A 23,725-nucleotide genomic window follows, 5' to 3' on the forward strand; every position below is an offset into this window, starting at 1 on the left:
CCCATGGCAGTCCAAACGGTATTGGAACGAGACGCAGGAAGCCGCGGAGGACCTGCACTACAACCCGGTGCATCCCCTGCTCGGGCAACCGGTGAGCGGCGCGGTGCACCCCACCTGGGAAGCGGAGTTGAGCACCGCGATGTTGCCCTTCCTCGGGGATCACCGGGTTGAGGGCAGTGTCCTGGTACCCGGGGCGGTATTCATCGAAATGGCCCTCGCGGCCGGCGAACAAACGTATGGGTCAGCTCACCACAGCGTCGAGAACCTGACGCTGAGACGGGCCCTCGTTCTTGACGACACGTGTGACCCCATACTCAGGACAACCCTCGATCAGGACACCGGCGCCCTGGAGTTCACCGCTTTCACTGCTACCGCGGGCGGGGACCTGAAGTGGACGCTGACGGCGACGGCGCAACTCAACATACTTCCGAGATCGCCCGGACGCTGCGACAGCCCCACCGGCGCGGGCGAGTCGACAACGATCGACGGCGACGAGTTCTACGCGCGTACCCGAGCCGTGGGACTGAGCTATGGCGAAGCGTTCCAGACAATCACCGGGGCGACGGCCGGAGACGGTTGGGCGACAGCCCGGATGACCATTCCGGAAGCGCTCGCCGACGAAGTCGACCGGTACCGATTTCATCCGGCCCTCATCGACGGCGCCTTCCAGACCCTGCTAGGCGCACCGTTTTTCGGGGGCGAGGCGAACGAAAGTCCCTACCTTCCCGTGCGGATCCGGCAAAGCGCCATATACGGCCCTGCCGGCCCAAGCATGTCCGTCCACGTGCGTGTCGTGTCGGCGACCGCCGATGAGATCGAAAGCGACATCACCGTCACAGGGGCCGACGGGCGGCCGCTCGCTGTCTTCAACGGCTTCACCGTGCAGTCACTCGCCGCGTCGTCGCACATCTCGCCCGAGCGCGTGGACAGGGGACTCTACGAGGTTCAGTGGGTCGCGCATTCCGGCGTCCACGATGAACGCGAGAACTCGATCGCCGCCGAGAGCATGTCCTGGCTCGTCTTCGTCGACGCGGCGGGCGTGGGCTCAGCGCTTGCGGAGCAGATGCGCCGCAGGGGCCAGCACGTTCGCCTTGTCGAACACCGACCCGTCGAAGCGATCACCGAAATCGACGGCGGATATGCGGTGAACCCGAGACAGCCGCGTCAGCTACATCAGCTGCTCGAAACCCACCTCGCCGCAGAGGGCAACCTCGCGGGCATCGTCGACTGCTGGCCGTTGGATATGCCCGCACATCCGGATGGCGAACCGGCGCACAACGGTGTCCCGGCCGAAACGGCCGATAGCATCGGCGTTTTCACGGTCATGCACGTCGTGAAAGCCCTCGCGGAGCGGGACACCGTCCAGCCGCGCCTGTACTTGATCACCGCGAACGCGCAACCGGCGCCGGGGACCGAGACGATCGCGGTCGAACAAGCGGTCATCTGGGGACTCGGCCGCGTCGTGGGCCACCAGGAATTGGTCAAACAATGGGGCGGGCTGGTCGACATCGACGCCGCCGACGATCACGTCGCGACTGCCGCGCGCATCTGCGACCACGTTCTCGATGACGACGCCGAAGATCAGATCGCCATCCGCGGCCACACCACGTTCGTCCCGCGCCTGCGCCCGGCCAGCAGCCTCTCGAAAGCCTTTCCGACCAGACTCGCACCCGATGCCAGCTACGTCGTCACGGGCGGAGCGGGAGCCCTCGGACGCGTCGTCGCGACGTACCTTGCCGAGCGGGGCGCGCGGCATATCGCCCTGCTGAGCCGAAGCGAACTCCCGCCAAGGAGCCGCTGGCCGTTGCTGTCCCACGACCACAAGCACCGGTCAACCGTCGAAGCGATCCGGCAGATCGAGCGCCTCGGCGCGCGAGTGACGACGGCCAGCGTGGACATCACCGACGCCGACCAGGTGCGGGCGTGGCTGGGTGACCACATCCGAGACGAGGGCCGGCCGGTTCGTGGAATCGTCCACGCCGCGGGTTCTGTCCACGACCAACTGTTGGTCAACATGACCGAAGCGGATTTCACCAAGGTGATGGCGCCCAAAGTCGCGGGTACTCGCGTGTTGCACAACGCTTTCAAGGAACAGCAGCTCGACTTCTTTGTGATGTTCGGGTCCGCCGGGTCGGTCATCGCCTCACCCGGTCAGGGAAACTACGCCGCCGCCAACGCATTCCTCGACGCCTTCGCGCATCATCGACGGGCCGAGGGATTGCCGGCCACCACGATCGGTTGGGGTCCGTGGTCGGTCGGCATGGTCGAAGAGCTCAAGCTCGAAAAGATCTACGCCCAGCGGGGAATCGAGCTGATCACCCCCGCGGCGGGCGCCCGGATCCTGGATCGGCTCATCAATCAGCAGGTACCCAACGTCATCGCCATCACCGCCGATTGGACGCTGGCCCGTCGCGTCGGCCTGGTCGGGCAGTTGCCGCCGATGTTCTCCGAACTGGGCGCGGCCGAAGCCTCGCCGGCCGAAGCCGAGGGCGAGACATCCGTCCTGGATTCCCTCGCGGCATGCCCGGAAGCCGACAGGCTCGACATGGTCGCCCGCCTGGTTCGACAAATCGGCTCCGCGGTCTTCGACCTCACCCCGGCCGATATCGGGCCCGACGACGCCCTCGACGACCTCGGCCTGGACTCGATGATGGCAATGGATTTCAGGGCCCGGATCCACGCGATGTTCGCCGTCGAACTGCCGGTGCTGGAACTGCTCAGGGGCGTAAGCGTCAACGAACTGGCCGTTCGCATACTTGGCCGGCTTCAACTGGGAGGCGCAGACGCATCCCCGGTCAGCGACCCGCGTCCGGAGCGCATCGCGGCCGACGAGGTCGACCGCTTGGTAGAGCAGTTCTCTCAGGACGAACTTCGGGCACTGCTGGTCGACCTCGAAACGCAGGCCGACCAACAGGACCCGGGAGGAACGCACGCGTGAACGCTCCCGGGCGGGCACGGTCGGCGCGACACGAGCAGCCGGCCGAGAAGGCCGAGCCGATCGCGGTCAAGCACGCGGAACAGCCCCGCGCGGTGCACGTTCGAGGCTTGTCGAAGGCCTACGGGCACCGGCCCGCGGTGCGCGACGTGGATCTCGACGTCGGCTACGGCGAGATCTTCGCCATCCTGGGGCCCAACGGCGCGGGAAAGTCAACGACGATCGAAATCCTGGAGGGCCATCGACAGCGAGATGCCGGAGACGTGCGGGTGTTGGGCGAAGATCCCGGAACCGCCGGCCGCTGCTGGCGCGCCAAGATCGGCATCGTGCTGCAAGAAGTCAGCGACGCGGGGATGCTGACCGTCGCGGAAACCGTTCAGATGCTGACGAAATGCTATGGGAGGGCACGGGTTCCGGGGGAGACACTCGAACTCGTCGGGCTGACCTCGGTTGCCCACGCCCGGGTGAGGACGCTGTCAGGTGGGCAGCGCCGTCGTTTGGACGTCGCCCTCGGCATCATCGGCATGCCCGAATTGCTCTTCCTGGACGAACCGACGACCGGCTTCGATCCGGATGCCCGGCGACGATTCTGGGACCTCATCAGATTACTGGCGAGCGATGGCACGACCATCCTGTTGACCACCCACTACCTGGAGGAGGCCGCCGCCCTGGCGGACCGGGTCGCAGTCCTGGCCGACGGCAGGGTTGTGGCGGTCGACTCACCGGCAAGACTGACCGAGTACGTCAGCTCCGCCGCTACGGTCCGGTGGGTGGAGGCAGGCCGCGTCCACGTGGAGGAGACGGATCGCCCGACCGACCTGATCAGGCAGCGGTCGAAGGACGGGGCTGAATTGGCTCAGCTGACGGTCTCCCGGCCGACGCTCGAAGACGCTTATCTGCGGTTGATCGGCGAGGCGTGATGGGCATCGACCAAGCGCAGGGTTCGTCACCGCAGCGCCACCGCACGCTCGAGGCGCCGCTCCCCGGTCCGCTCCGCATCGGGGTGTCGCGAATCGTGCCCGAGCTGAAAATGTTCTACCGCCGGCCGGAGCAGTTGGTCCTCACGTTTTCGATGCCTGCCGTGATCGGCATTCTGTTGGGTTCGATCTTTTCGACGAAGATGCCGCACAGCGACACCAGCACCGGTGCCGTGCTCGCCGCGAGCATCCTCGCTTACGGAATCCTGTCCACGTCCTTCATCAATCTCGGTATCAGCGTTGCCGCCGACCGGGAGAGCGGCGCGCTGAGGCGGCTGCGGGGGACTCCGACGACCGCGTCGTCGTATTTCGTCGGAAAGATCGCCCTGGTTGCCGTCGCCAGCCTGGCCGAGGCCGTCGTGCTGTTGTCGGTGGGTGTGCTGGTCTTCAAACTCCATCTACCAACCGATGCTTTTGGGTGGTTCACCCTGACGTGGGTGTTCCTGATGGGCATCATCAGCTGCTCGTTACTGGGCATTTTCGTGAGTAATTTTGCGAGCACCGCGGTTTCGGCGGCTGTCCTGACCAACGGCCCCGGGGTCGCCTTGCAGTTCGTGTCGGGCACCTATGTTCCGCTCGTCGCGTTGCCGGCGTGGATGTTGACCCTCGGCTCTGTGTTCCCGGTGAAGTGGATGGCCCAGGGTTTCCGGTCGGTGCTCTTGCCGTCGAACATGGCCGCCTTCGAACCGGCCGGCAGCTGGGAACACTGGCCGACGTTCTTCGTATTGACCGCATGGAGCGTGGGCGGGCTGATCGCCTGCCTGACGGTTTTCCGGTGGTCGGACAAAAAATAGGCCAATGGCCATACGTTGACTCCTGTACGTATGGTGCTTAGGACCCACACGACAGGAGAATCACAGTGGCAGAACGGTTGGCCGGGAAGGTCGCGCTGATCAGCGGTGGCGCGCGGGGGATGGGGGCCTCGCACGTGCGGACGCTGGTGGCCGAGGGAGCCAAGGTGGTGTTCGGTGACATCCTCGACGACGAGGGCAAGGCGGTCGCGGCCGAGGTCGGGGACGCCGCCCGCTATCTGCACCTGGACGTGACGAAACCCGAGGACTGGGACGCCGCGGTGGCCACCGCCCTGAGCGAGTTCGGCCATCTCGACGTGCTCGTCAACAACGCGGGCATCATCAACATCGGCACGTTCGAGGACTACGCGCTCTCGGAGTGGCAGCGCATCCTCGACATCAACCTGACGGGCGTCTTCCTGGGCATCCGCGCCGTGGTGAGACCCATGAAGGAAGCCGGACGGGGGTCGATCATCAACATCTCCTCCATCGAGGGGATCGCCGGCACGATCGCCTGCCACGGTTACACCGCAACAAAATTCGCCGTCCGGGGCTTGACCAAATCGGCGGCACTCGAGTTGGGGCCCAGTGGGATTCGGGTGAACTCGATCCATCCCGGGCTCATCAAGACGCCGATGACCGAGTGGGTCCCCGAAGACATCTTCCAGACCGCATTGGGCCGGATCGCCCAGCCCGAGGAGGTCTCCAGTCTGGTGGTCTACCTGGCCAGCGACGAGTCGAGCTACTCGACCGGCTCGGAGTTCGTCGTCGACGGCGGCACCACCGCCGGCCTGGGCCACAAGGACTTCTCCGCGGTGGACACCGGCGGGCAACCGGACTGGGTTACCTGACGGGAGCGAGGATTTCGGCCTCCTCGGGTGCCTTCTCTGTGCTCGGCTTGGGCCACGGCGACGGCACCGGGCGTTGCCGCACCCGTTGCGGCCACCAGAACCACTTGCCCAGCAACGCGGCGATCGACGGCGTCATCAGCGACCGGACGATCAGGGTGTCGAACAGCAGACCCAATCCGATGGTGGTACCGACCTGACCGATGACAGTCAGCTCACTGACCGCCATCGTCATCATCGTGAAGGCGAACACCAGTCCCGCCGAGGTGACGACCGAACCCGTGCCGCCCATCGACCGGATGATTCCGGTGTTCAGGCCGGCGTAGATCTCCTCCTTGAACCGCGCCACCAACAGCAGGTTGTAGTCCGCGCCCACGGCAAGCAGGATGATGACCGACATGGCGAGCACCATCCAGTGCAGCTCGATGCCGATGAGGTGCTGCCAGATCAACACCGACAGGCCGAACGACGCCCCCAGCGAGAGCAGGACGGTGCCCACGATGACGGCCGACGCCACCACGCCCCGCGTGATGAGCAGCATGATGATGAAAATCAAGCACAGGGACGAGATTCCGGCGATCAGCAAGTCATAGGTGTTGCCGTCACTGAGATCTTTGTAGATCGACGCGGTGCCCGCGAGATAGATCTTCGAGCCCTCCAGCGGCGTGCCCTTGAGCGCTTCGTAGGCGGCCTTCTTGATGGCGCCGATGTGCGAAATGCCTTCCTGCGACATCGGATCGCCGTCATGGCTGATGATGAAGCGCACGGCATGGCCGTCGGGGGAGATGAAGTTCTTCATCCCCTTCTTGAACTCGGCGTTGTTGAAGGTCTCCGGCGGCAGGTAGAACGAGTCGTCGTTCTTGGACGCGTCGAACGCTTTACCCATCGCGTTGGAGTTCTTCTGCGCCTCGTTCTGCTGATCCTGCAGACCCTTCTGGGTCGAATACATGGTCAGCATCGTCGTTTTCATGGCCTTCATGTTTTCGATCATCGAAGGCATCAGCGCCACCATCTGGGGCATCAGCGTGTCCAGATGGTCCATGATCGGCAGCAGGCTCTCGATGTCATCGGTCATGATGTCGATGCCGTCCAGGCCGTCGAAGACCGAGCGGAGCGACCAGCAGACCGGGATGTCGTAGCAGTGCCGTTCCCAGTAGAGGTAGCTGCGGATCGGCCGGAAGAAGTCCTCGAAATCGGCCATGTGCTGGCGCAATTCGTTGATGTCGATGGTCATGTCGTGCATCTTCTTGACCATCTGATGCATGTCGTTGGCCATCTGCGCGGTGATGCTCGACATCTTTTCCATGCTGTCGATGGTCGTCTGCATCATGTCGGCCTGGTGCAGCATGTCGGCCATCTGATCTTCCTGGTACTTCTGGTTCATCTGCTGGGTGACGCCCTGCATGCTGATCTGGAACGGGATCGAGGTGTGCTCGATCGGCGTGCCCTGCGGCCGGGTGATGGCTTGCACGCGGCCGATTCCGGGCACCCGGAAAACCGTCTTGGCGATCTTGTCGATCACCAGGAAGTCCGCGGAGTTGCGCAGATCGTGGTCGCTTTCGATCATCAGCACTTCGGGATTCATCCGCGCCTGGGAGAAGTGCCGATCCGCGGCCGCGTAACCCTCGTTGGCGGGCAGGTCGGCCGGCAGGTAGTTGCGGTCGTTGTAGTTGGTGCGGTACCCGGGGAGGGTGAGCAAGCCGATGAGGGCGATCCCTATCGTCACCACCAGGATCGGTCCCGGCCACCGAACCACGAGCGCGCCGATCTTGCGCCACCCGCGAATGCGTTGTGTCCGTCTGGGTTCCAGCGTCCTGCGGAAGCGGGTGGCCACCGAGATCACCGCGGGCCCGAGCGTGAGCGCCGCCGCCACGACGACCACCATGCCGATGGCCAGCGGGATGCCCAGCGTCTGGAAATAGGGCAGGTTGGTGAAGTGCAGGCAGAAGGTCGCGCCGGCGATGGTCAGACCCGAGCCGAGCACCACGTGTGCGGTGCCTTTGTACATCGTGTAGTAGGCGTCTTCGCGTGACTCGCCGACCGCGCGGGCTTCCTGATATCGGCCGATCAAGAAGATCGCGTAGTCGGTGGCGGCCGCGATCGCCAACGTGACCAACAGGTTGGTGGCGAAGGTCGAGAGCCCAATGATCTTGTAGTAGCCCAGAAAAGCGACCATCCCGCGGGCGGCCGAAAGTTCGAACACGACCATCACCAGCGTGAGCAACACGGTGACCACCGACCGGTAGACCAGGAGCAGCATCCCGATGATGACCGTGAACGTGGCCGCGGTGATGAGCTGCAGGCTGCGGTCACCTGCCGTGTGCTGATCCGCCGACAGCGCGGCGGGCCCGGTGACGTACGCCTTAACTCCGTGCGGCGGGGGCAGGCTCTTGACGATGTTCTGGACGGACTCGACCGATTCGTTGGCCAGGGCTTCGCCCTGGTTGCCGGCCAGATACACCTGGACGTAGGCCGCCTTGCCGTCGTTGCTCTGGGCGCCCGCCCCGGTCAGGGGATCGCTCCACATGTCCTGCACGTGCTCGACGTGTTTGGTGTCCGCATCGAGCTTTTTGACCATTTGGTCGTAGTAGGCGTGGGCGTCGGCGCCGAGGGGATTCTGTCCCTCGAGCACGATCATCACCGAGCTGTTGGACTTGTACTCGTTGAAGATTGCGCCCATGCGCTTGGTCGCGACGACCGACTGCGCGTCGTCGGGAGTCATCTCCACCGAGCGCATCTTCCCGACCTCATCCAGCTGAGGAACGACGACATTGAGCACCGCGATGAGCGCGATCCAGCCGATGATGATGGGAACCGCGAAGGTTCGGATGATCCGCGGGATTCTTTCCCGTACCGGTTCGTCGGCCACGGGAATGGTGTCGGTGCGGGCGTCATCGAAGTGTGCGCTCATGCGGATTTCACCAAGCAGAAGGTCAGGGCGTGCACGCCGTTGGTTTGGTTCTCGGCCTTGACTTCGTCGTCGATGGTGATGCGACAACCCAACGAATTGCCGTCGCTTTGGGCCGAGAGGTTCGGGAAGACCGATGGGGCAGTCGTGCTGAGCACCAGCGTCCACGGCAAGGGCGCACCGTCGACCCGCTTCGGGTCGGCAGACAAATCCAAATAGTTCACGTTGGCCGTCCTGGCCGTGCCGAAGACCTCGTACTTGACGACCTTCGGCTTGAACGGCTTGGAATCGTCCAGCCGTGGGCTCGTCATGATGCCCGTGTCGTGGGCTCCGAAGAACGACTTGACCCGCGCCACCGCGAAGCCACCGATGACCAGGACCGCGACGATCAGCAGCGGCAACCATGTGTTGCGCATAACCTTCGAGATCTGCACCTAGGGAATTCCCTTCCTCGTCATCCGATCGTGACGTGGTCAGTCATGCGCGACGGCTTACGGTGCGCCGCAACGGTTTCGGCGGTCGCCTCGGTCCGTACAGGTTCGATGGTCAGAGGTAGCGGTCTCACGAGAACGCCGGTCGTCGCCCCCAGTGCGACACGCGCCGTGCGACGCGGAGGCGTCCCCGAGTACCGCAGAACAGAGCATAGTACATACTGTGCATTTGTTGCACACCATGCAACGATTGCGGTCGGTGTTTCAGGTCACTTCGTGAAGATGCTGTTGACCAGCGCGGCCGCTCGCTCGACATGGGGCATCGGCGTGTCGTCGGCGTCGCCTTCGCCCCTCGACCACCGCTCGATGCCGGAGCGCACCGCCGTCAGCGCCAGCGCGGCGATCAGCGCGACGATTTCGTCGTCGGGTTGCATGCCCTGGCGGCGGGCGACGATGTCGGTCAGGTGAGTTTGAAACCGTTCCAGGTCGGCGAGGAACGCGGCCAGCACCGCCGGCGAGGTTTTGGCGAGTTCGAGCATGTGTGCTGCGTGTTCGCGGCGTGGGGGCACGTCGCGAAGATGGTGGGCGGCGAGCGTGATCAGCTCCGCCAGCACCTCCGAGTACGGGGCAGGGCCGGCGGCGACGAAATCCGCTACCAGTTCGGGGGGTATGTCGGACGGCCCGTAGGCGATCGCCGATTCTTTGTTGGGGAAGTAGTTGAAGAAGGTGCGCGTCGAGATGCCGGCTTCGGCGCAGATCTCGTCGATGGTGACCTTGTCGTAGCCGCGTTCCACCGTGAGGCGCACCGCGGCGTCGCGGATGTCCGCGCTCGTTTGGCGGCGACGGCGCTCGCGTAGACCCATCTGATTGACGACCACGGCGTCCATAGTTGCACATTCTGCACACTTTGCAGTCAAAAAGTGACGGCATTCGCCGCCCAGGCGTCCGCCGGCATCCCCTTCGCCTGCGCTGCGCTGCGCGGAAAGTGTTCGCGCACAAGCGGGTCGGCCGCTGCGCGCGCGGTTTATGCCGCGGATGGGGCGAGCGCGTCGCGAAGGTGATCGCACTGGCTCGCGAAGAATTTCACCGACACGGGCGCGTTATCCACAATCTGGTCGAAGGCGTGAAACGCGCCGGGAGCGATCTCCTCGTGCACGGGGACGCCCGCCTCCCGCAAGCGCCGCGCGTACTGCCGGCACTCCTCGTAGAAGAGGTCCAACGTTCCGACCCCGATCCACGCCGGCGGCAGTCCGGAGAGATCGTCCCGCCGCGACGGGGCGGCCTCTTTGGCGTCGGCGCCGCCGAGATACCAGCGCCACGCCAGTTGGTTGTCGGTCTCGGTCCACATGATGCGCCTCTGACCGCTGCGTTCGGCGCCGGTCCGATCGTCGAGCATGGGATACACCAGCATCTGGAAGGCGAGTTTGACGTCACCGCGGTCGTGAGCCCGTTGCGCCACCGCGGCCGCGAAGAGCCCGCCGGCGCTGGCCCCGCCGACGGCGAGCCGATCGGGGTCCACCCATGGTTGGCGTGCGAGCCACCGCAGCGCCGCGTAGCAGTCCTCGACCGGGATCGGGTACGGATGTTCGGGTGCCACGCGATGTTCCACCGCCGCGATCGCGACACCGGTGCGGTTCGACAGCTTGCGCAGGAACTTGTCGTCCTGGGCGGCGCGACCCATGATGGTCCCGCCGCCGTGGACCCACAACATGGCCGGGGCGCGGCCGGGAAGATCGACCGGACGATGCAGACGAACCGTGACGTGCTCGTCGACCGTCGCTTCCGGCACGTCCCGCAACCGGCCGGCCGTTCCGAAAAAGTTCATGATCGTCCGCTGGACTTTGAGCCCGCGCTGGAGCGCATACCCACGCGGAAGGAACCGGGCAACCTTGCGCAGACCCGGATCCACCGCCTGCGATGAGGTAAAGGCGTTGCCGGGGAACCGTTTTGCCATCGAAGCCCTCTGTTTCTTCCGCTCGCGGACACGCCGACCATACCGGATCGGCATGGCGTCCCGAGGCGTTCTTCACCGCGCTGACCAGGGATTCTTGCCGGTGGCTGATTGGTCGAGCCTGGGGCAGGGTATCCGCTGTCGTGGCTTCGACCCTTACCAAGATCATCAGCGTCCTGGATCCGCGCACCGGTGACACCGTCACCCAGGTGCCGATCACCGAGCCGGCCGACTGTGATGAAGCGGTCAGGCGTGCGGCGGCCGCCGCCGGCGACTGGGCCCGCACGTCGCCGGCCGAACGCGCCGCCGCCGTGGCGGCCGCAGCGGCCGACGTACGGGCCGCGGCCGACGAACTCGCCGAACTGAACGAGCGAGAGACCGGCAAGCTGAGCGGCGACGCGCGTGGCGGCGTGAACGCGGGCATCGACACGCTCCTTCAGTACGCCCAACTCGGACCGTTGCACCGCGGCAGCGCCCTGCAGGGCGGCTGGTCCGCAACCGATTTGATGGTGCCCCAGCCGCGCGGCGTGGTTGCGGTGATCACGCCGTGGAACGAGCCCGTGGCGGTGGCGGCCGGACTGCTCGGAGCGGCCCTGGTTACCGGGAACACTGTGGTGCACAAGGCCAGCGAGCGCTGCCCGCAGACGGGCCGGCGCTTCGCCGAGCTGCTGGCGGCGCGGTTGCCCGACGGTGTCCTCGAAATCGTGGACGGTGACGGCACCGTCGGGGAACGGTTGGTGGCCGCGGAGCTGGTCGATGTCGTCGCGCACGTCGGCAGCAGTGCGACGGGCCGAGAGATCGCGCGGGCCTGTGCCGAGCGGGGCGCAAAGGCCCTGCTGGAGAACGGCGGAAACGATCCGTTGATCGTCGACGCCGACGTGGATCCGGCGTGGGCGGCGGGGCAGGCGGCGCTCGGTGCCTTCGCGAATGCCGGACAGGTCTGCGTCTCGGTGGAGCGGGTCTATGTCGTGCAATCGATCGCCGACGCATTCCTCAACGCGTTGATCGACGAGGCGATCGCGTGGGCCGACCGCATCGGACCGCTGGTCGACGAGCGCCATCGCGAGCACGTGCACACGCATGTCGAGGAGGCCACCCGCGCCGGGGCCCACGTTCTGGTCGGCGGCGAGCCGCGACCCGGGCCGGGTTCGTTCTACCCGCCGACGGTGTTGACCGACTGCACGCCCGACATGCTCATCATGCGCGAGGAAACGTTCGGTCCCATCGCGCCGGTACGGGCGGTGCCCGACTTCGCCACGGCACTGGCCGAAGCCGCCGACGACCGATACGGCTTGGCCGCCACCGTGCTCACCGGCGGCATGGCGCACGCCCAGGAGGCGTGGCGCAAGCTTCCCGTGGGGACCGTCAAGATCAACGACGTCTTCGGCGGTGCGCCGGGCGGCGCCTCCGAACCCCGCCGTGCCAGCGGCGCGGGCTTCGGCTTCGGGCCCGAACTACTCGACGAGATGACCGCCATGAAGGTGGTGCACTGGTCGGCGCCCGGCGGCTGACCGGCCGATGGGCTAGGAGTCGATGTCAGTCTCGCCGCCCCGGTCGCGGCAGTAGCCGCGGCTCCTTGCTGAGCATTGTCGGCAACGCTGGACTCCGACCCGGCGGCGAGCACACCGATCAAGCTGCGCCGGTTAGCATCGGATGTCCGGACGTCGAAGTGGAGGGTGAGGCGTGGCTGCGGTACCCGTCATCGCCCTCACTGGTCATCTCGGGGCCGGCAAGACGACGTTGCTCAACCACCTGTTACGCCATCCTCGCACGCGAATAGGTGTGGTGGTCAACGACTTCGGCGACATCAACATCGACGCCGCCTTGGTCGCCGGCCAGGTCGACGAGCCAGCGTCGATCGCCGGAGGATGCATCTGTTGCCTGCCCGACGGCGGTGGGCTCGACGACGCACTCATCAAGCTCGCCAACCCGGCTCGGCGCCTCGATGCCATCGTCGTCGAGGCCAGCGGTCTGGCCGACCCAGTGGCTATCGCGCGGATCATCGGCTTCAGTGAGATCCGCGGGGTTCGCCCGGGCGGGCTTGTCGACGTCGTCGACGCAGTGAACCACTTCGACACCGTCGACTGCGGCGCCCTGCCGCCGGTGCGCTACGGTGCGGCGTCGCTGATCGTCGTCAACAAGATCGACCAGGTGCCCGAGGGCGAGCGGGCGGCCATGGTGCAACGCGTCACACAGCGTGCCGCGCAACGTAACCCGCGCATACATGTCGTGGCGACGACGGGTGGCCGGATAGCCCCGGAGCTACTCTTCGACGCGTCCGCCACGTCCGGCCGGGTTGGGCAGCTCTCGTTCCTGGATCTGGCGCCCGAGCATGACCATGACCACGTCCATGCCGACGCCGTCGCCGTCTGCAGCTCCGGATGCGTCGACCCCAATGCCCTGTTCGACCTTCTCGAAGATCCGCCGCCGCGGGTGTTCAGGCTGAAAGGGATCGTGGCGGTGCGCCACCGCGCGACCGTTCATGGCTATGTCGTCAATCTGGTAGGTAGCGCAATCCACATCGGGCCTGCGCCGCGGGGGGCCGTGGCCAATCGTCTTGTGGCGATCGGAATGGATCTCGACGTCGATGCTGTCCGTGCGCGGGTCGACAGCGCGCTGCAGCCGGCCCCGGGGCGGGCGTCGGCGCAGGCCCTGCGGCGGCTCGACCGCTATCGGCGCCTGAGTGCGTGAGAAACGATCCGGCTGAATTCGCTCGAGATCGTGGCCTGCGCGCGGCGGTTAAGTCGTGAATAACCCTGCGCTGCAGCAATATTCGTCACAGTGACGTATTGCCGGCGACGGACCTGGGGGACGGGGGATAGGGTCCGGGGCCCGCTTCCGGGCAGGTAGCAGCCCGACGGCCGCGTCGTCACGGCGTGGCTCGTCGGATTCTCGGTGTCACACTGTGCCGGAGTCGGGTGTGACCAACGTCAAGCGGCAATAGTGACCCAGTTCATAGCCCGAGCGCCACTAATTAGGCCATCCTTACCATTCGTTTGCATATCTAATGGCTGGGAGCGCGATGGCCGACCTCGACTTTGGCTACGACCTGACCCTCGACGAGGCGCGTAGACGCAGCGCGATGCTCGAAGCGACGGGTGACGACTGGGACCCTGTCGCCGTGCTTGAAGAGGAAGAAAAGGCATACGAAATGCTGTACTCGAATCTCGATGAGGAGCAGCAGCGGGTCTACGACGCGTTGGTCCGCGCCGGCGTGTTGCCTGAACGGACGACTGCTCGTGCTACCGATTGATCCGACGGCCGACCGTGGCCGGCGTGCATGGTTGCCGTGTCCGCGCTGCGATCACCGCGCCAGATGTGGCGATTGTCGAAGCACCCGCAACTGCGATACGCACTGGCAGTACCTCCTGAGTAACAGGGGCACGCTGGTGCATCTGCAGTGCTCGGATTGCGGCCATCTCTGGTCGACCGACACGCATCGCAGCGCGGCCCCCACGCGCTGGCGACACAATTCGAACTGACCTCCCGGCCAGGGCTCTGGGGTGGGACAGGGTAATTCGTCACGGTGACGCATTGGTGAGGTCCTTGGCGGGGAAGCGGAGATCGGCGGGCGTCGCTTGTTGGCGTGCGAAGCCGGTCGCCGAATGTTCGTGCCATCGAGCGTGCACCCATGGCGGCGCTTGTCGGCGTGTCGCCGCCGTGAGCGCACGCTCGAAGCCCTGACCGCACACTCGATGCCGCGGGGTGCGCCGCCGGCTGTCGACGTCTCACCGGTGAGCGGTTCGTGGGCCAGATCTCGCGAAGGCGGCCCATTTCTGAAAACCGCCTCGCAGGCTTCGTGCCGGTAAGTGACGCAATACCGCTGAGCCGCATAGACTTTCGTCACGGTGACGTTTTGGGGTTGGGTAGGCGGAAAGCCGGATCGGGGGTGCCGGCCACTTAATTGCCACTTAACTGCCGCATCCCAACGCTCATTTGGGTGTGCGCCTATGGTGGGCGCCGATCGGGCGTGTCGCCGCCGTGGGCGCACACTCGATGCCCTGAACGCACACTCGATGACGCGGCCGAGGGTACCGGCGCACGGTTGGCGCGATAGCCGGCTCGACCGGGTAATTGCAAGTCGGGGCCCGCGAAGGCGGCTCTCGTCTGCGACCGGGCTATACCCGTTGTGCCGATAAGCGACATTATGTCAAGTTACGCCTGGGATTCGTTATCCTCTCCTGTATCAGCTCATTTCGCGGTTAGTGGGATCGAGGCGTCGACAAGTTTCCAGACGTTTGTCGACGCTCTCCGACCGCTCGGTTGTCGAAGCTTAGGAAATCTTCTTCGCGATATGCTCTGCGATCTGCGCACCCCGGTCGCCGACATTGTCGGCGCATGCGCTTACATCGATCACCACGTTGTTGGAAGCCGTCAACGCGCGTTGGCACGCCCAAACTCCTCCACCGTCTTCTTGGACCCTCGTTATCGTCAAGACGCCGTCCTCGGCGCGGGCCTTACTCAGCGTCCAGTAGTGCGCCGTGGGGTCTCCCGGGTCGTGGAGATCGACGCGCCGGTCATCGCAGTTCGCCCAGCCCGTGACCTGGCTGGCGTAGAAGTCATGGGCGGCCAATCCTCCCGGGAACGACACCACCGCCTGGTATGCCACATGATCGGCGTTGTCGCGTCGGTCCTTCAGCTTCTGCATGCGCACAGCCGTCCAGCCGCTGCCTTGGTAGGAGTAATCCTGTGCCTCGGCCCAGACCAAACATCCATCAGCGAGAGGCTGATTCGTGTACATGGTGTCGCCGGCGTCGACCACCTCCATGTGGGCGGCCATGATCGAGCCAATTTCAGTCGGGCTGAGCAGCAATCCGGACAGGGCACCGGGTGGCAACGGTTGAGGAGCATGACCCATGGTCGGGGCCGCTACCACTGTGCCGCTGACGGTCGCCGTGCACCCGGCTGTCAGCGCGGACAGCGCCAGGATTGCGAGCGCATGGCTGCCTGTCGGCGCGCTCATTCCCCTCGTTCTTCGCATCGTCCCCCTAGCCGCCAAACTGATCAGTCGTCACCAAGTGCGAAGCCACTCCCTGTGCTTCTGGGTCATCGCCTGAATCGACATTGTGCCCACGCTATCGTGGCTGCTGTCATTTGGTTAGCCGGTCGCCCGGACCTCCTGGACGGACGGCCGTGGCGCACAGTCGATCCCAAGTCGTCGCTGGAGGGGCCGGTAACGCGCCGAGGCGAGGATGCTCAACGCGGGCAGGTTGCTCTAAACGTGAAATCACTGAGTTTGGTGTAATCGTGAAGCTGTTTGATCTTGCCAGTCACGGTGTAATTGTCACCGTCTCGCGTCAGCGTTGGTGGCGGTGCTCCTCCGGTCGATGTCGGCTCCCAGAAGTAGGCGATACCACCGGCGCTGAAGTCCAAAGTTTCAAGCTTGCCGCCCGCGGCATCGACGGTGACACCTTCACCGGACTGCGTTTTGGCCGTGACGATCACCGCGCCGCCCATATCGCGGCATTGGACGTCATGCAGCGGGAAAGCTGTGCCGGCCAACGTCAATGAGTCGCTATGTGTCGCAGAGGCATCGGTTGACGTGGTGGTTGACTTCACCGAGGCAGCCGTTACCGATGGATGGCTGCAGGCCGTTGTTGGGATGCTAGCGACAAGGAGCAGAATCGCGGCTGTAGCTCCACTGGAGGACGTTGATCTGGGCAATGGCGAGCTGTCCTATGCAGGATTTACAAGTGAACTGCGCACCGAGATTCGGCACTGAAAAAGAATCCGGCCGGTGCATCGGCGGCTGCCGTCGCACATGCCAATCGTATCCAAACACCCCCTGCTAACTTGCGGCAACAGCAGGCTGCGCCAGACTGGAGGGCTCGCAGTAAAGCTACGCGTACTGCCCTGCCGTCAACGGTTCTCGCTCATCAGTCACGGCCAATCATTCCTCGACGGGATGTGGTGGTCATCGCGCACACTAGGACTCGTATCCGACGCCGTGGAGGACCGATACCGGAATGAACCCGGTGGCCGAATTCGACTTCATCATCGTGGGAGCAGGCAGCGCCGGCTGCCTGCTCGCCAATCGACTCAGCGCCAACCCTGATCGCCGTGTCCTCCTGATAGAGGCCGGCGGCCAAGACGACTGGTTCTGGATCAAGGTGCCGGTGGGCTACCTGTACACCATCGCCAATCCCCGCACCGACTGGTGCTTTACGACCGAGCCCGACCCCGGCCTGGCCGGCCGCAGCATTCACTACGCACGCGGCCGCGTGATCGGCGGTTGCTCGTCGATCAACGCGATGATCCACATGCGCGGACAGGCAAGTGACTACAAGCTCTGGGCACAGGCCACCGGTGACGAGCGCTGGCTCTGGGGTGGCCCGGACAGTCCCGGCGAGACACTGGCAATCTACAGAAAGCTGGAAAACTACTACGGCGGAGCCGACGACTGGCACGGCGCCGGTGGTGAGATCCGCGTCGAGCTACCGCGGGTGCGCTGGAAGATCCTGGACGCCTGGCAGGCCGCCGCCGCCCAGGTGGGCATCTCCCCGATCGATGAATTCAACCAGGGCGACAACGCCGGCTGTGCGTACTTTCACGTCAACCAACGGCGCGGCCGTCGCTGGTCGATGGCCGATGCCTTCTTGCATCCCATCGCCCACCGGCCGAATCTCACCGTCTACACGCAGACCCAGGCCTTGCGGCTTCTGATGGACGATCAGGTCCTCGAGGATCAGCGCCGGGGCGCCTGGACCACGGCCCGGCACCGCATCGCCGGTGTGCGGTTGCTCAAAGGCGGCCACATTGTCGACGTCCGAGCCCGGAACGAGGTGATCCTGAGCGCCGGAGCGATTGGCTCGCCGCATCTGATGCAGGTCTCGGGTCTCGGCCCGGCCGGCCTGCTCGCCCAGCATCAAGTGCCGGTGGCCGTCGATCTGCCAGGAGTGGGCGAAAACCTCCAAGACCACTTGCAGCTTCGAACGATCTACCGGGTCCAGGGCGCCCCGACCGTCAACACCCTGTACAGGAACTGGATCACCCGTGCAGGCATGGGGCTTCAATACCTGCTGTTGCGGTCGGGGCCCGTGACGATGCCGCCTTCCACCCTGGGGGCTTTCGCCAAGAGCGACCCCGCGCTGGGAAGTGCCGATCTGGAGTGGCATGTGCAGCCCTTGTCGTTGCCGAAGTTCGGCGAACCCCTGCACCCCTTCGGCGCGATCACTCCCTCGGTCTGCAATCTGCGACCCACTTCGCGAGGCCATGTGCGGATGGCCAGTGCAGATCCCCTGACCTATCCGAAGATCTTCTGCAACTACCTGTCGACCGACGTTGATCGTCAAATCGCCGTGCGGGGCCTTCGGATGACCCGGCAGATCATGGCGGCGCCAGCTCTGGCCCGCTACCGCCCGCAGGAGTTGCTTCCCGGCCCGCAGCTGGTGAGCGACGAAGACCTGCAGAACGCGGCCGGTGAACTCGGCACGACTATTTTCCACCCGGTGGGCACCTGCGCGATGGGAGCCTTTGACGCGCACGGTCGGCCACGGGCGCCCGCCGCGGTGCTCGATACCGACTGCCGTGTGTATCGCGTCGCAGGCCTTCGGGTGGTCGATGCCTCGGCTATACCCACCATCATTTCCGGCAACACCAACGCGCCGGTCATGCTCATCGCCGAGCGCGCAGCGCGGGCGATTGTGGGATAAGTCGGCCACTCCAGGGCCGAAGGTCGGCGGACTCGAAGTCGACACCAAACGACGTCCTGGCCCCCGATTGCGGCCAGTGGAACCTCCACCATGCGAGTCATCCAAATGGCGGGCCAGGGCGCTGCCCGCAATTCGAGCTAGAGCCCGGACGGGACGACCTTGTCGTTCACCGTCACCGCGACCTGGCCGGTCGTCGGGCTGTACTCGATCTTGCCGTGCTCGAAGGTCGACACCTGCAGGTCGCCCAAGGCGTTCACGTCGCTGGTGGGCGAGCCCAGCGGACCTGCGGAACCGTTAGTGCCGGTGACCGCAGGCGTGCCGTCCGGGCCACGTGGGACATTCCAGGCCTCCCGGATCTTGCCCACGATGATGTACGCGGGTGTGCCCGCCGCGCCGTTCCTGGCGGTGATCGCGCCGCCCTGGAATTGCTGGAACACCACGCCGCTGTCCCGAGTCCCCGCGTTGCGGTCACCCGTCAGCGGCTTGCCGAGTGCCTTCTTCTGATCCTCGGTTGCCGACGAGTACTTGACCGCGATCGGGCCGGTCAGAGTCACCTCGACGTCGCGCTCCCCTATCAGCTTCACCTCGGTGGGCGGCGCCGGGGCTTTCGACGTGGAGGTGGCGCTCACCCCGACCTGAGGCGGCGCCGACGCGTCGACGCTCTTGCCATTGCTGCAGCCCACAGGGATCAGCGCGACGGCGGCCAGGCCGACGATTGCCGCGTGGCGGTTTGCGATCGTTCTCATAGGCTTCCTTTCGCGTCTTCGTGTGGTGGATCGAGTTGCGGCTGACCTTTTCGCCCGGACGTGACTTCAAACCGAATCACTTGAATGCGCCAGCGATCGCCCGAACGAACTTACAACGCCGTCATAGACGGCAAGCCAGAGCACCGAGTAAAGATCCACCGGTGCGCGATGGCTCCGACGTCAGCGCTCGATCACTGTCAACGAGCCATGGTCAAGGTCGCTGGTGACGTAGGCGAAGTGCGTGTTTGGGTCGACGGCGATGGCGAGCGGATTGTTTCCGACGGCAAGGATTCCGGTGACGATGTGTTTGGTGGTGTCGACCACGGACACGGACCCGCCGCTGTAGTTGGCCACGTACGCGGTGTTCGTCGGGGGGTCCACTGCGACCCCCGCGGGGCGTTGCCCGACAGGCACACTAGCGGTGACGCTCAGGCTGTTGGTGTCGACGAAGGACACCGATGCATCGTCGCCGCTGGCGATATAGGCGGTGTGCGATGCGGTGTCGATGGCGATGCCGGCCGGGTGGACGCGGAGCGCAACGGTACCGATGACAGTTCGGTTCGTGGTATCGACAACCGTCACCGCGGGATCGGCAGTGGTGACAAACAAGCGGTGCGCGGTCCGATCGATGGCTACCCGGCTTGGACCTTTTCCGGTAGGCACCGTCGCGGTCACGGCATGCGTTGTCACGTCGATCACCGACACCGATGCGCTATCACCGTTAGTGACATAGGCGATCCGGGCATCCGGGTCGACCACTACCCCGCCGGGGTGGCTCCCGACACCGATTTTGGCGATGACCGTGCCGTTGGTGGTGTCGATGACCGACACCGAGGAGTCGTCGTAGTTGGTGACGTAGACGGTCCGGGTCGACGGATCCACGGCAACGCCCACCGGGTGGCGTCCTACCGCGATGGTGGCTGTGACCGTACGACTGCCGGTATCGACCAGCGACACGGAGTTGGAACCGGTGTTCGCGACATAGGCGGTGTGTCCGGCGGAGTCGACCGCGACTCCAAACGCGCCATTGCCTACCCGTACCGAGGTGGCGACCGTGGGTGGACCACTCGGCACTGCGATGACCCCCGAACTGGGCGTGCCTCCCCCGCTCGGCGGCGCGGCCGCCGCCGCAGATCCGGTCGTCTGCGAAGATCCCGCCGTTGATGTAGGAGATCCGTGCGTTGAAGTATGTGTGCGCAGAAGGTATAGGCTCGCGGCCCCCAACGCCATGACCACTCCAATCACCGCGGCGGCGACCACCCAAGATCGCTTGGCGCGCTTGCGGTTCCCGGTTATCTCCTGCTGCGGACCGGGGTGCAATGGCTTCCGCCCTTGCCGTGTTGGCTCACTCGGCCATGAGGCCACTCGAGTGGGGACAGTGGCGGTGTGTGACTGCGCGCTCGGGTCCGGACGGCGTAGCGGCACCGTGATCGCATCGCGCGCGGCTCGTGCCATGTCAACCGGGGTGGCGTAGCGCTGCGCAGGGTCTTTGGCCATGCCGGTGGCGATGACCGCGTCGAATGCCGGCGGCGCGCCGGAGTCAGAAGGGCGCGGCGGCGGCGCCGACAGATGCCCTGCCAATTGTTGCTCGATGCTGTCGCCCGGAAACGGGGCGCCTCCCGTCAAGCATTCGTAGAGCACGCAAGCAAGCGCGTAGATGTCCGAGCGTGCATCGGCCTCACCGACTTTGAAGCGCTCGGGTGCCATGTAGCGCAGCGTGCCCACCACCGCGTCCGTACCAGTCAGACCGGTCTCGCCGAGAACACGAGCGATCCCGAAATCGATCAGATAAGCAAAGTCATTTTCATCGAGCAAGATGTTGGAGGGCTTGATGTCCCGATGCACCAATCCAATCTTGTGCGCGGCGTATACGGCGTGTGCCACCTGCTCGACGATGTGCACCGCGCGTGCCGGAGACATTGAACCGGAGGCCAGCACGGTCGCCAGGTCCCGCCCTTCGATCAGGCGCATGTCGACGAATAGCCGTCCGTCGATCTCGCCGTAGGTGTGTATTGGCACCACGTGAGGGTTGTTCAACCGTGCCGCTGAGTGGGCCTCGCGACGGAATCGCTGTTGAAACGTCTTGTCCGCAGCAAAATGCGCCGGGAGTACTTTGAGCGCGACTATCCGGTCGGTGACGGTGTCATAAGCTCGCCAGACCTCTCCCATGCCGCCCCGGCCGAGCAAATTGATTAATCGGTACCGGCCGAACGGGGTCCCGTCCATGGAAACCTCCCGACGCAGCAATTCAGCAACACCATAGTCCCACTGCTGACACGGTTTGGGGAAAGTCCCGCAACGGCCGATTCCGGACCAAATCGCTGCTAACCCGTTGTCAAGATCGAACCCGCGGCGACGCCAATCACGGCCACAGGGGCCAACGAAATCATCGTGATCGCCGCGTTGCACGAGCTCTTCTTCGGGTCTATTGGCCGCACCGGTAGCGCGTGAAGCCAACTTCGGTGTGGGCGACGGTGAACACTGACCGGCACGCCGCAATCCCAATCGCCTTTTGCCAAGCGGCCTCGCCGTTACGGTTATTTCCCGGGAATTACGCCGTTAATCGGCGGCCCGCCGATTCGGAGATCTAGCGGCTTCATTGAGCGTGTCGCGGCATGCTTTAGTAGCGTTAACCCGCAAACGAGCGCTCGCCAAATGGCGATGTCAGTAATTGGCCGAGCGTCAGCACATGACCGGGAGATTGACCGGATGGGTCTAAGCCTCCGAGGCCCAGGCGGCCGTAGGGCAGGCCGATACCGGTTGCGGTTGCGTGCTGACGCGGGCAGCGGCTTTTACGGCAAGCATCAGGTTCGGCTGCTGCGAATCTATTTGGGCGCCACCACGTTCCTCTACACCTGGGGTGTTGTGTTCAGCACTTTCATCCGAATCCATCCCGGGCTGAAGCCGGGGAACCCGACCGGAGGCATCGCGGCGGTCGTGCTCGGCGCCGCGGCGTTGGCGTGGTTGGCCGTCAGGCCCGACAAACCCGGACCGGCGACGGCCGTGGCGATCGTCGCCACACCCATGGTGATGGCCTTCCACGTCGCGATCGTCGCCGAGTTCGTCTGCCTGATCGCCCCGATGTTTCTGGCGATGTACCTCCGCGGGTTCTACTCGCCGCGCCGGGGCGCGCTGCTGGTCGGCGCGCTTACCGTGGCGTGTGTCGTCGCGCTTGCGCTCGCGCCCATGCCCAAGTTGTACATCGACTACCTCATCTTCGTGATCGCGATTGTCGGCGCCGCCGAGTCATTCGGCCTGTTGACGCGGACCTTGGTCGCCGCGGCGTGCACCGACCCGCTCACCGGACTGCTCAACCGTGCCGGCTGGGAGATTGCCACCGCCGACTTGCTGGCGCGGTCCCGTTCGACCGCGTCCACCGTCACGGTCGTCGCGCTGGACATCGACAACTTCAAACAGATCAACGACACCGACGGACATGTCGCCGGCGATCGGCACCTGATAAGTCGCGCGGATATCTGGCGAGAAGTGGCCCCAGCGGACGCCGTTCTGGCCAGGTTCGGCGGCGACGAGTTCGCGGTGTGTATCGCTGACCGCCCCGGTCGCAAGCCCACCGCGGCAGAGGAATTCGTCGGCGCCGCGCGGCTATATACGCCGGGCACCAGCATCGGGACCGCGTCGGCCTCCGGCAAGGACGCCGATATCGCCACGCTGCACGCAGCCGCGGACGCCGAGCTCTATATCGCCAAGCAGAAGCGAATCTCCGAGGCCCGTGAGGCCGATGCGCACCGGCGTTATGAGTCCCGCTGAATTGCTTGTGCCGCAAGCGGGTTCGCCCGCACCGTCGGGTGCGGCGGCGGGACAGTGCTCGTCGCCGCCGCCCAACGACTCCCGCACGGGCGGGACAAAACCGAACGAGCTGCGTGTGCTCGCCTACTCGTGACCGCCGCTAACCCATCGTCAAGATCGCGACTGCGGCGACGGCGATCATCGCCACAAGGGCGACCAAAATCACGGTGATCGCCGCGCGCACGATCTCTTCTTCTGAGGGCCGCCAGCGCGGTTTCAATTCGGCGAGAACGGTGTCCCCTCCCCAGGGCATACCGTTGAGCCGTGCGACCGCCGAAATGACATCGTCGTGCGCGTCGAACGCGTCGTTCTCGATTGGCTCGTGCGCGGCGATTGCGATCGTCATATCAGCCCCCAGGCTCGCGGACGCCGATCGGCGTTGTTCGGGTCAAAGCTTCGGAATTCTCGTGAATTCATGATACGAGCGCGAAAATCACGATTGTGGTAACGATCCTTAACGGTCACGGCACGGAGTCGCGCTAAGCGCCAACCATGCTCGCCTGACAAGAGGCTCACGGCGGCCGCCGGCCAAATTTGGGATCGGTAGCGGCAGGCGCGCTATTTACTTCAACTGCAGAGCGCCCCGACCACGGGCCGCCCGACGGAATAGGACAGTCATGATGCGACGGATCGCGCGGTTGGCGACCACCGCCCTGCTGGCCGGTGGGTTGGGTGTTGC

Annotated in this window: 18 protein-coding genes; 9 read left to right on the forward strand and 9 right to left on the reverse strand. The window is 65.1% G+C overall.

Annotated elements, in window-relative coordinates; all coding sequences use genetic code 11:
- The 4 genes from A9X03_RS24375 to A9X03_RS24390 all read left to right on the forward strand — a co-directional run.
- The coding region (locus A9X03_RS24375; RefSeq protein WP_156746660.1) for a type I polyketide synthase at positions 1 to 2,938 on the forward strand (2,938 nt) is incomplete at its 5' end.
- Between the two features lie 59 nt (positions 2,939 to 2,997).
- Positions 2,998 to 3,855, forward strand: a complete 858-nt coding sequence (locus tag A9X03_RS24380) for an ABC transporter ATP-binding protein (protein ID WP_067756418.1) — start codon at positions 2,998 to 3,000, stop codon at positions 3,853 to 3,855.
- Positions 3,855 to 4,706, forward strand: coding sequence for an ABC transporter permease (locus tag A9X03_RS24385; protein ID WP_067756374.1), 852 nt, complete (start codon positions 3,855 to 3,857; stop codon positions 4,704 to 4,706). The genes A9X03_RS24380 and A9X03_RS24385 overlap by 1 nt, the downstream gene beginning before the upstream one ends.
- 65 nt (positions 4,707 to 4,771) lie before the next feature.
- Positions 4,772 to 5,554, forward strand: a complete 783-nt coding sequence (locus A9X03_RS24390) for an SDR family oxidoreductase (protein WP_067756377.1) — start codon at positions 4,772 to 4,774, stop codon at positions 5,552 to 5,554.
- Here A9X03_RS24390 and A9X03_RS24395 read toward each other — a convergent pair.
- From A9X03_RS24395 to A9X03_RS24410, 4 genes are all read right to left on the reverse strand, one after another.
- Complete coding sequence (locus A9X03_RS24395) at positions 5,547 to 8,462, reverse strand: RND family transporter (RefSeq protein WP_067756380.1); 2,916 nt, start codon at positions 8,460 to 8,462, stop codon at positions 5,547 to 5,549. The genes A9X03_RS24390 and A9X03_RS24395 overlap by 8 nt on opposite strands.
- Positions 8,459 to 8,875: an MmpS family transport accessory protein gene (locus tag A9X03_RS24400; RefSeq protein WP_068263415.1), complete on the reverse strand. Its 417-nt coding sequence runs from the start codon at positions 8,873 to 8,875 to the stop codon at positions 8,459 to 8,461. The genes A9X03_RS24395 and A9X03_RS24400 overlap by 4 nt, the downstream gene beginning before the upstream one ends.
- Before the next feature lie 284 nt (positions 8,876 to 9,159).
- Positions 9,160 to 9,777: a TetR/AcrR family transcriptional regulator gene (locus A9X03_RS24405; protein ID WP_067756383.1), complete on the reverse strand. Its 618-nt coding sequence runs from the start codon at positions 9,775 to 9,777 to the stop codon at positions 9,160 to 9,162.
- Positions 9,778 to 9,914: 137 nt separating this feature from the next.
- On the reverse strand, positions 9,915 to 10,844 hold the full coding sequence (locus A9X03_RS24410; RefSeq protein WP_067756387.1) for an alpha/beta hydrolase: 930 nt from the start codon (positions 10,842 to 10,844) through the stop codon (positions 9,915 to 9,917).
- A gap of 140 nt (positions 10,845 to 10,984) precedes the next feature.
- Between A9X03_RS24410 and A9X03_RS24415 the strand changes: the two genes are divergently transcribed.
- The 3 genes from A9X03_RS24415 to A9X03_RS24425 all read left to right on the forward strand — a co-directional run bounded on the left by A9X03_RS24415 (position 10,985) and on the right by A9X03_RS24425 (position 14,094).
- Complete coding sequence (locus A9X03_RS24415; protein WP_369831411.1) at positions 10,985 to 12,352, forward strand: aldehyde dehydrogenase; 1,368 nt, start codon at positions 10,985 to 10,987, stop codon at positions 12,350 to 12,352.
- 172 nt (positions 12,353 to 12,524) lie between these two features.
- Positions 12,525 to 13,532 (forward strand): GTP-binding protein, encoded by a 1,008-nt coding sequence (locus A9X03_RS24420; RefSeq protein ID WP_068017988.1) that lies wholly within the window; start codon positions 12,525 to 12,527, stop codon positions 13,530 to 13,532.
- 331 nt (positions 13,533 to 13,863) lie between these two features.
- Positions 13,864 to 14,094, forward strand: coding sequence for a DUF6400 family protein (locus A9X03_RS24425; RefSeq protein ID WP_231975456.1), 231 nt, complete (start codon positions 13,864 to 13,866; stop codon positions 14,092 to 14,094).
- A 1,020-nt stretch (positions 14,095 to 15,114) separates the two neighbouring features.
- On the opposite strand, the gene A9X03_RS24430 is transcribed toward A9X03_RS24425, so the two are convergent.
- Positions 15,115 to 15,804: a sensor domain-containing protein gene (locus tag A9X03_RS24430; protein WP_068263396.1), complete on the reverse strand. Its 690-nt coding sequence runs from the start codon at positions 15,802 to 15,804 to the stop codon at positions 15,115 to 15,117.
- Positions 15,805 to 16,037: 233 nt separating this feature from the next.
- Positions 16,038 to 16,400, reverse strand: coding sequence for a lipoprotein LpqH (locus tag A9X03_RS28830; RefSeq protein WP_197499055.1), 363 nt, complete (start codon positions 16,398 to 16,400; stop codon positions 16,038 to 16,040).
- Between the two features lie 407 nt (positions 16,401 to 16,807).
- Between A9X03_RS28830 and A9X03_RS24440 the strand changes: the two genes are divergently transcribed.
- A complete protein-coding gene (locus A9X03_RS24440) occupies positions 16,808 to 18,493 on the forward strand; it encodes a GMC family oxidoreductase (protein ID WP_068263401.1) in 1,686 nt (561 codons plus the stop codon).
- A gap of 137 nt (positions 18,494 to 18,630) precedes the next feature.
- Here A9X03_RS24440 and A9X03_RS24445 read toward each other — a convergent pair whose 3' ends face one another.
- Together A9X03_RS24445 and A9X03_RS24450 are read right to left on the reverse strand one after the other, a co-directional pair.
- Positions 18,631 to 19,239 (reverse strand): LGFP repeat-containing protein, encoded by a 609-nt coding sequence (locus A9X03_RS24445; RefSeq protein WP_068263403.1) that lies wholly within the window; start codon positions 19,237 to 19,239, stop codon positions 18,631 to 18,633.
- A 180-nt stretch (positions 19,240 to 19,419) separates the two neighbouring features.
- On the reverse strand, positions 19,420 to 21,648 hold the full coding sequence (locus A9X03_RS24450) for a serine/threonine-protein kinase (RefSeq protein WP_156746662.1): 2,229 nt from the start codon (positions 21,646 to 21,648) through the stop codon (positions 19,420 to 19,422).
- Positions 21,649 to 21,999: 351 nt separating this feature from the next.
- Here A9X03_RS24450 and A9X03_RS24455 point away from each other — a divergent pair, with 351 nt between their 5' ends.
- The gene (locus tag A9X03_RS24455) at positions 22,000 to 23,007 is read left to right on the forward strand and encodes a GGDEF domain-containing protein (RefSeq protein ID WP_068263407.1); all 1,008 of its coding nucleotides are present in this window, start codon (positions 22,000 to 22,002) and stop codon (positions 23,005 to 23,007) included.
- A 139-nt stretch (positions 23,008 to 23,146) separates the two neighbouring features.
- Here the strand turns inward: A9X03_RS24455 and A9X03_RS24460 are convergent, their stop codons facing one another.
- Positions 23,147 to 23,392, reverse strand: a complete 246-nt coding sequence (locus A9X03_RS24460) for a hypothetical protein (protein WP_067756415.1) — start codon at positions 23,390 to 23,392, stop codon at positions 23,147 to 23,149.
- Positions 23,393 to 23,725: the final 333 nt, after the last annotated feature.

The sequence above is a fragment of the Mycobacterium sp. E1715 genome, from assembly GCF_001667625.1.
In the GTDB taxonomy this organism is placed as follows: Bacteria; Actinomycetota; Actinomycetes; order Mycobacteriales; family Mycobacteriaceae; genus Mycobacterium.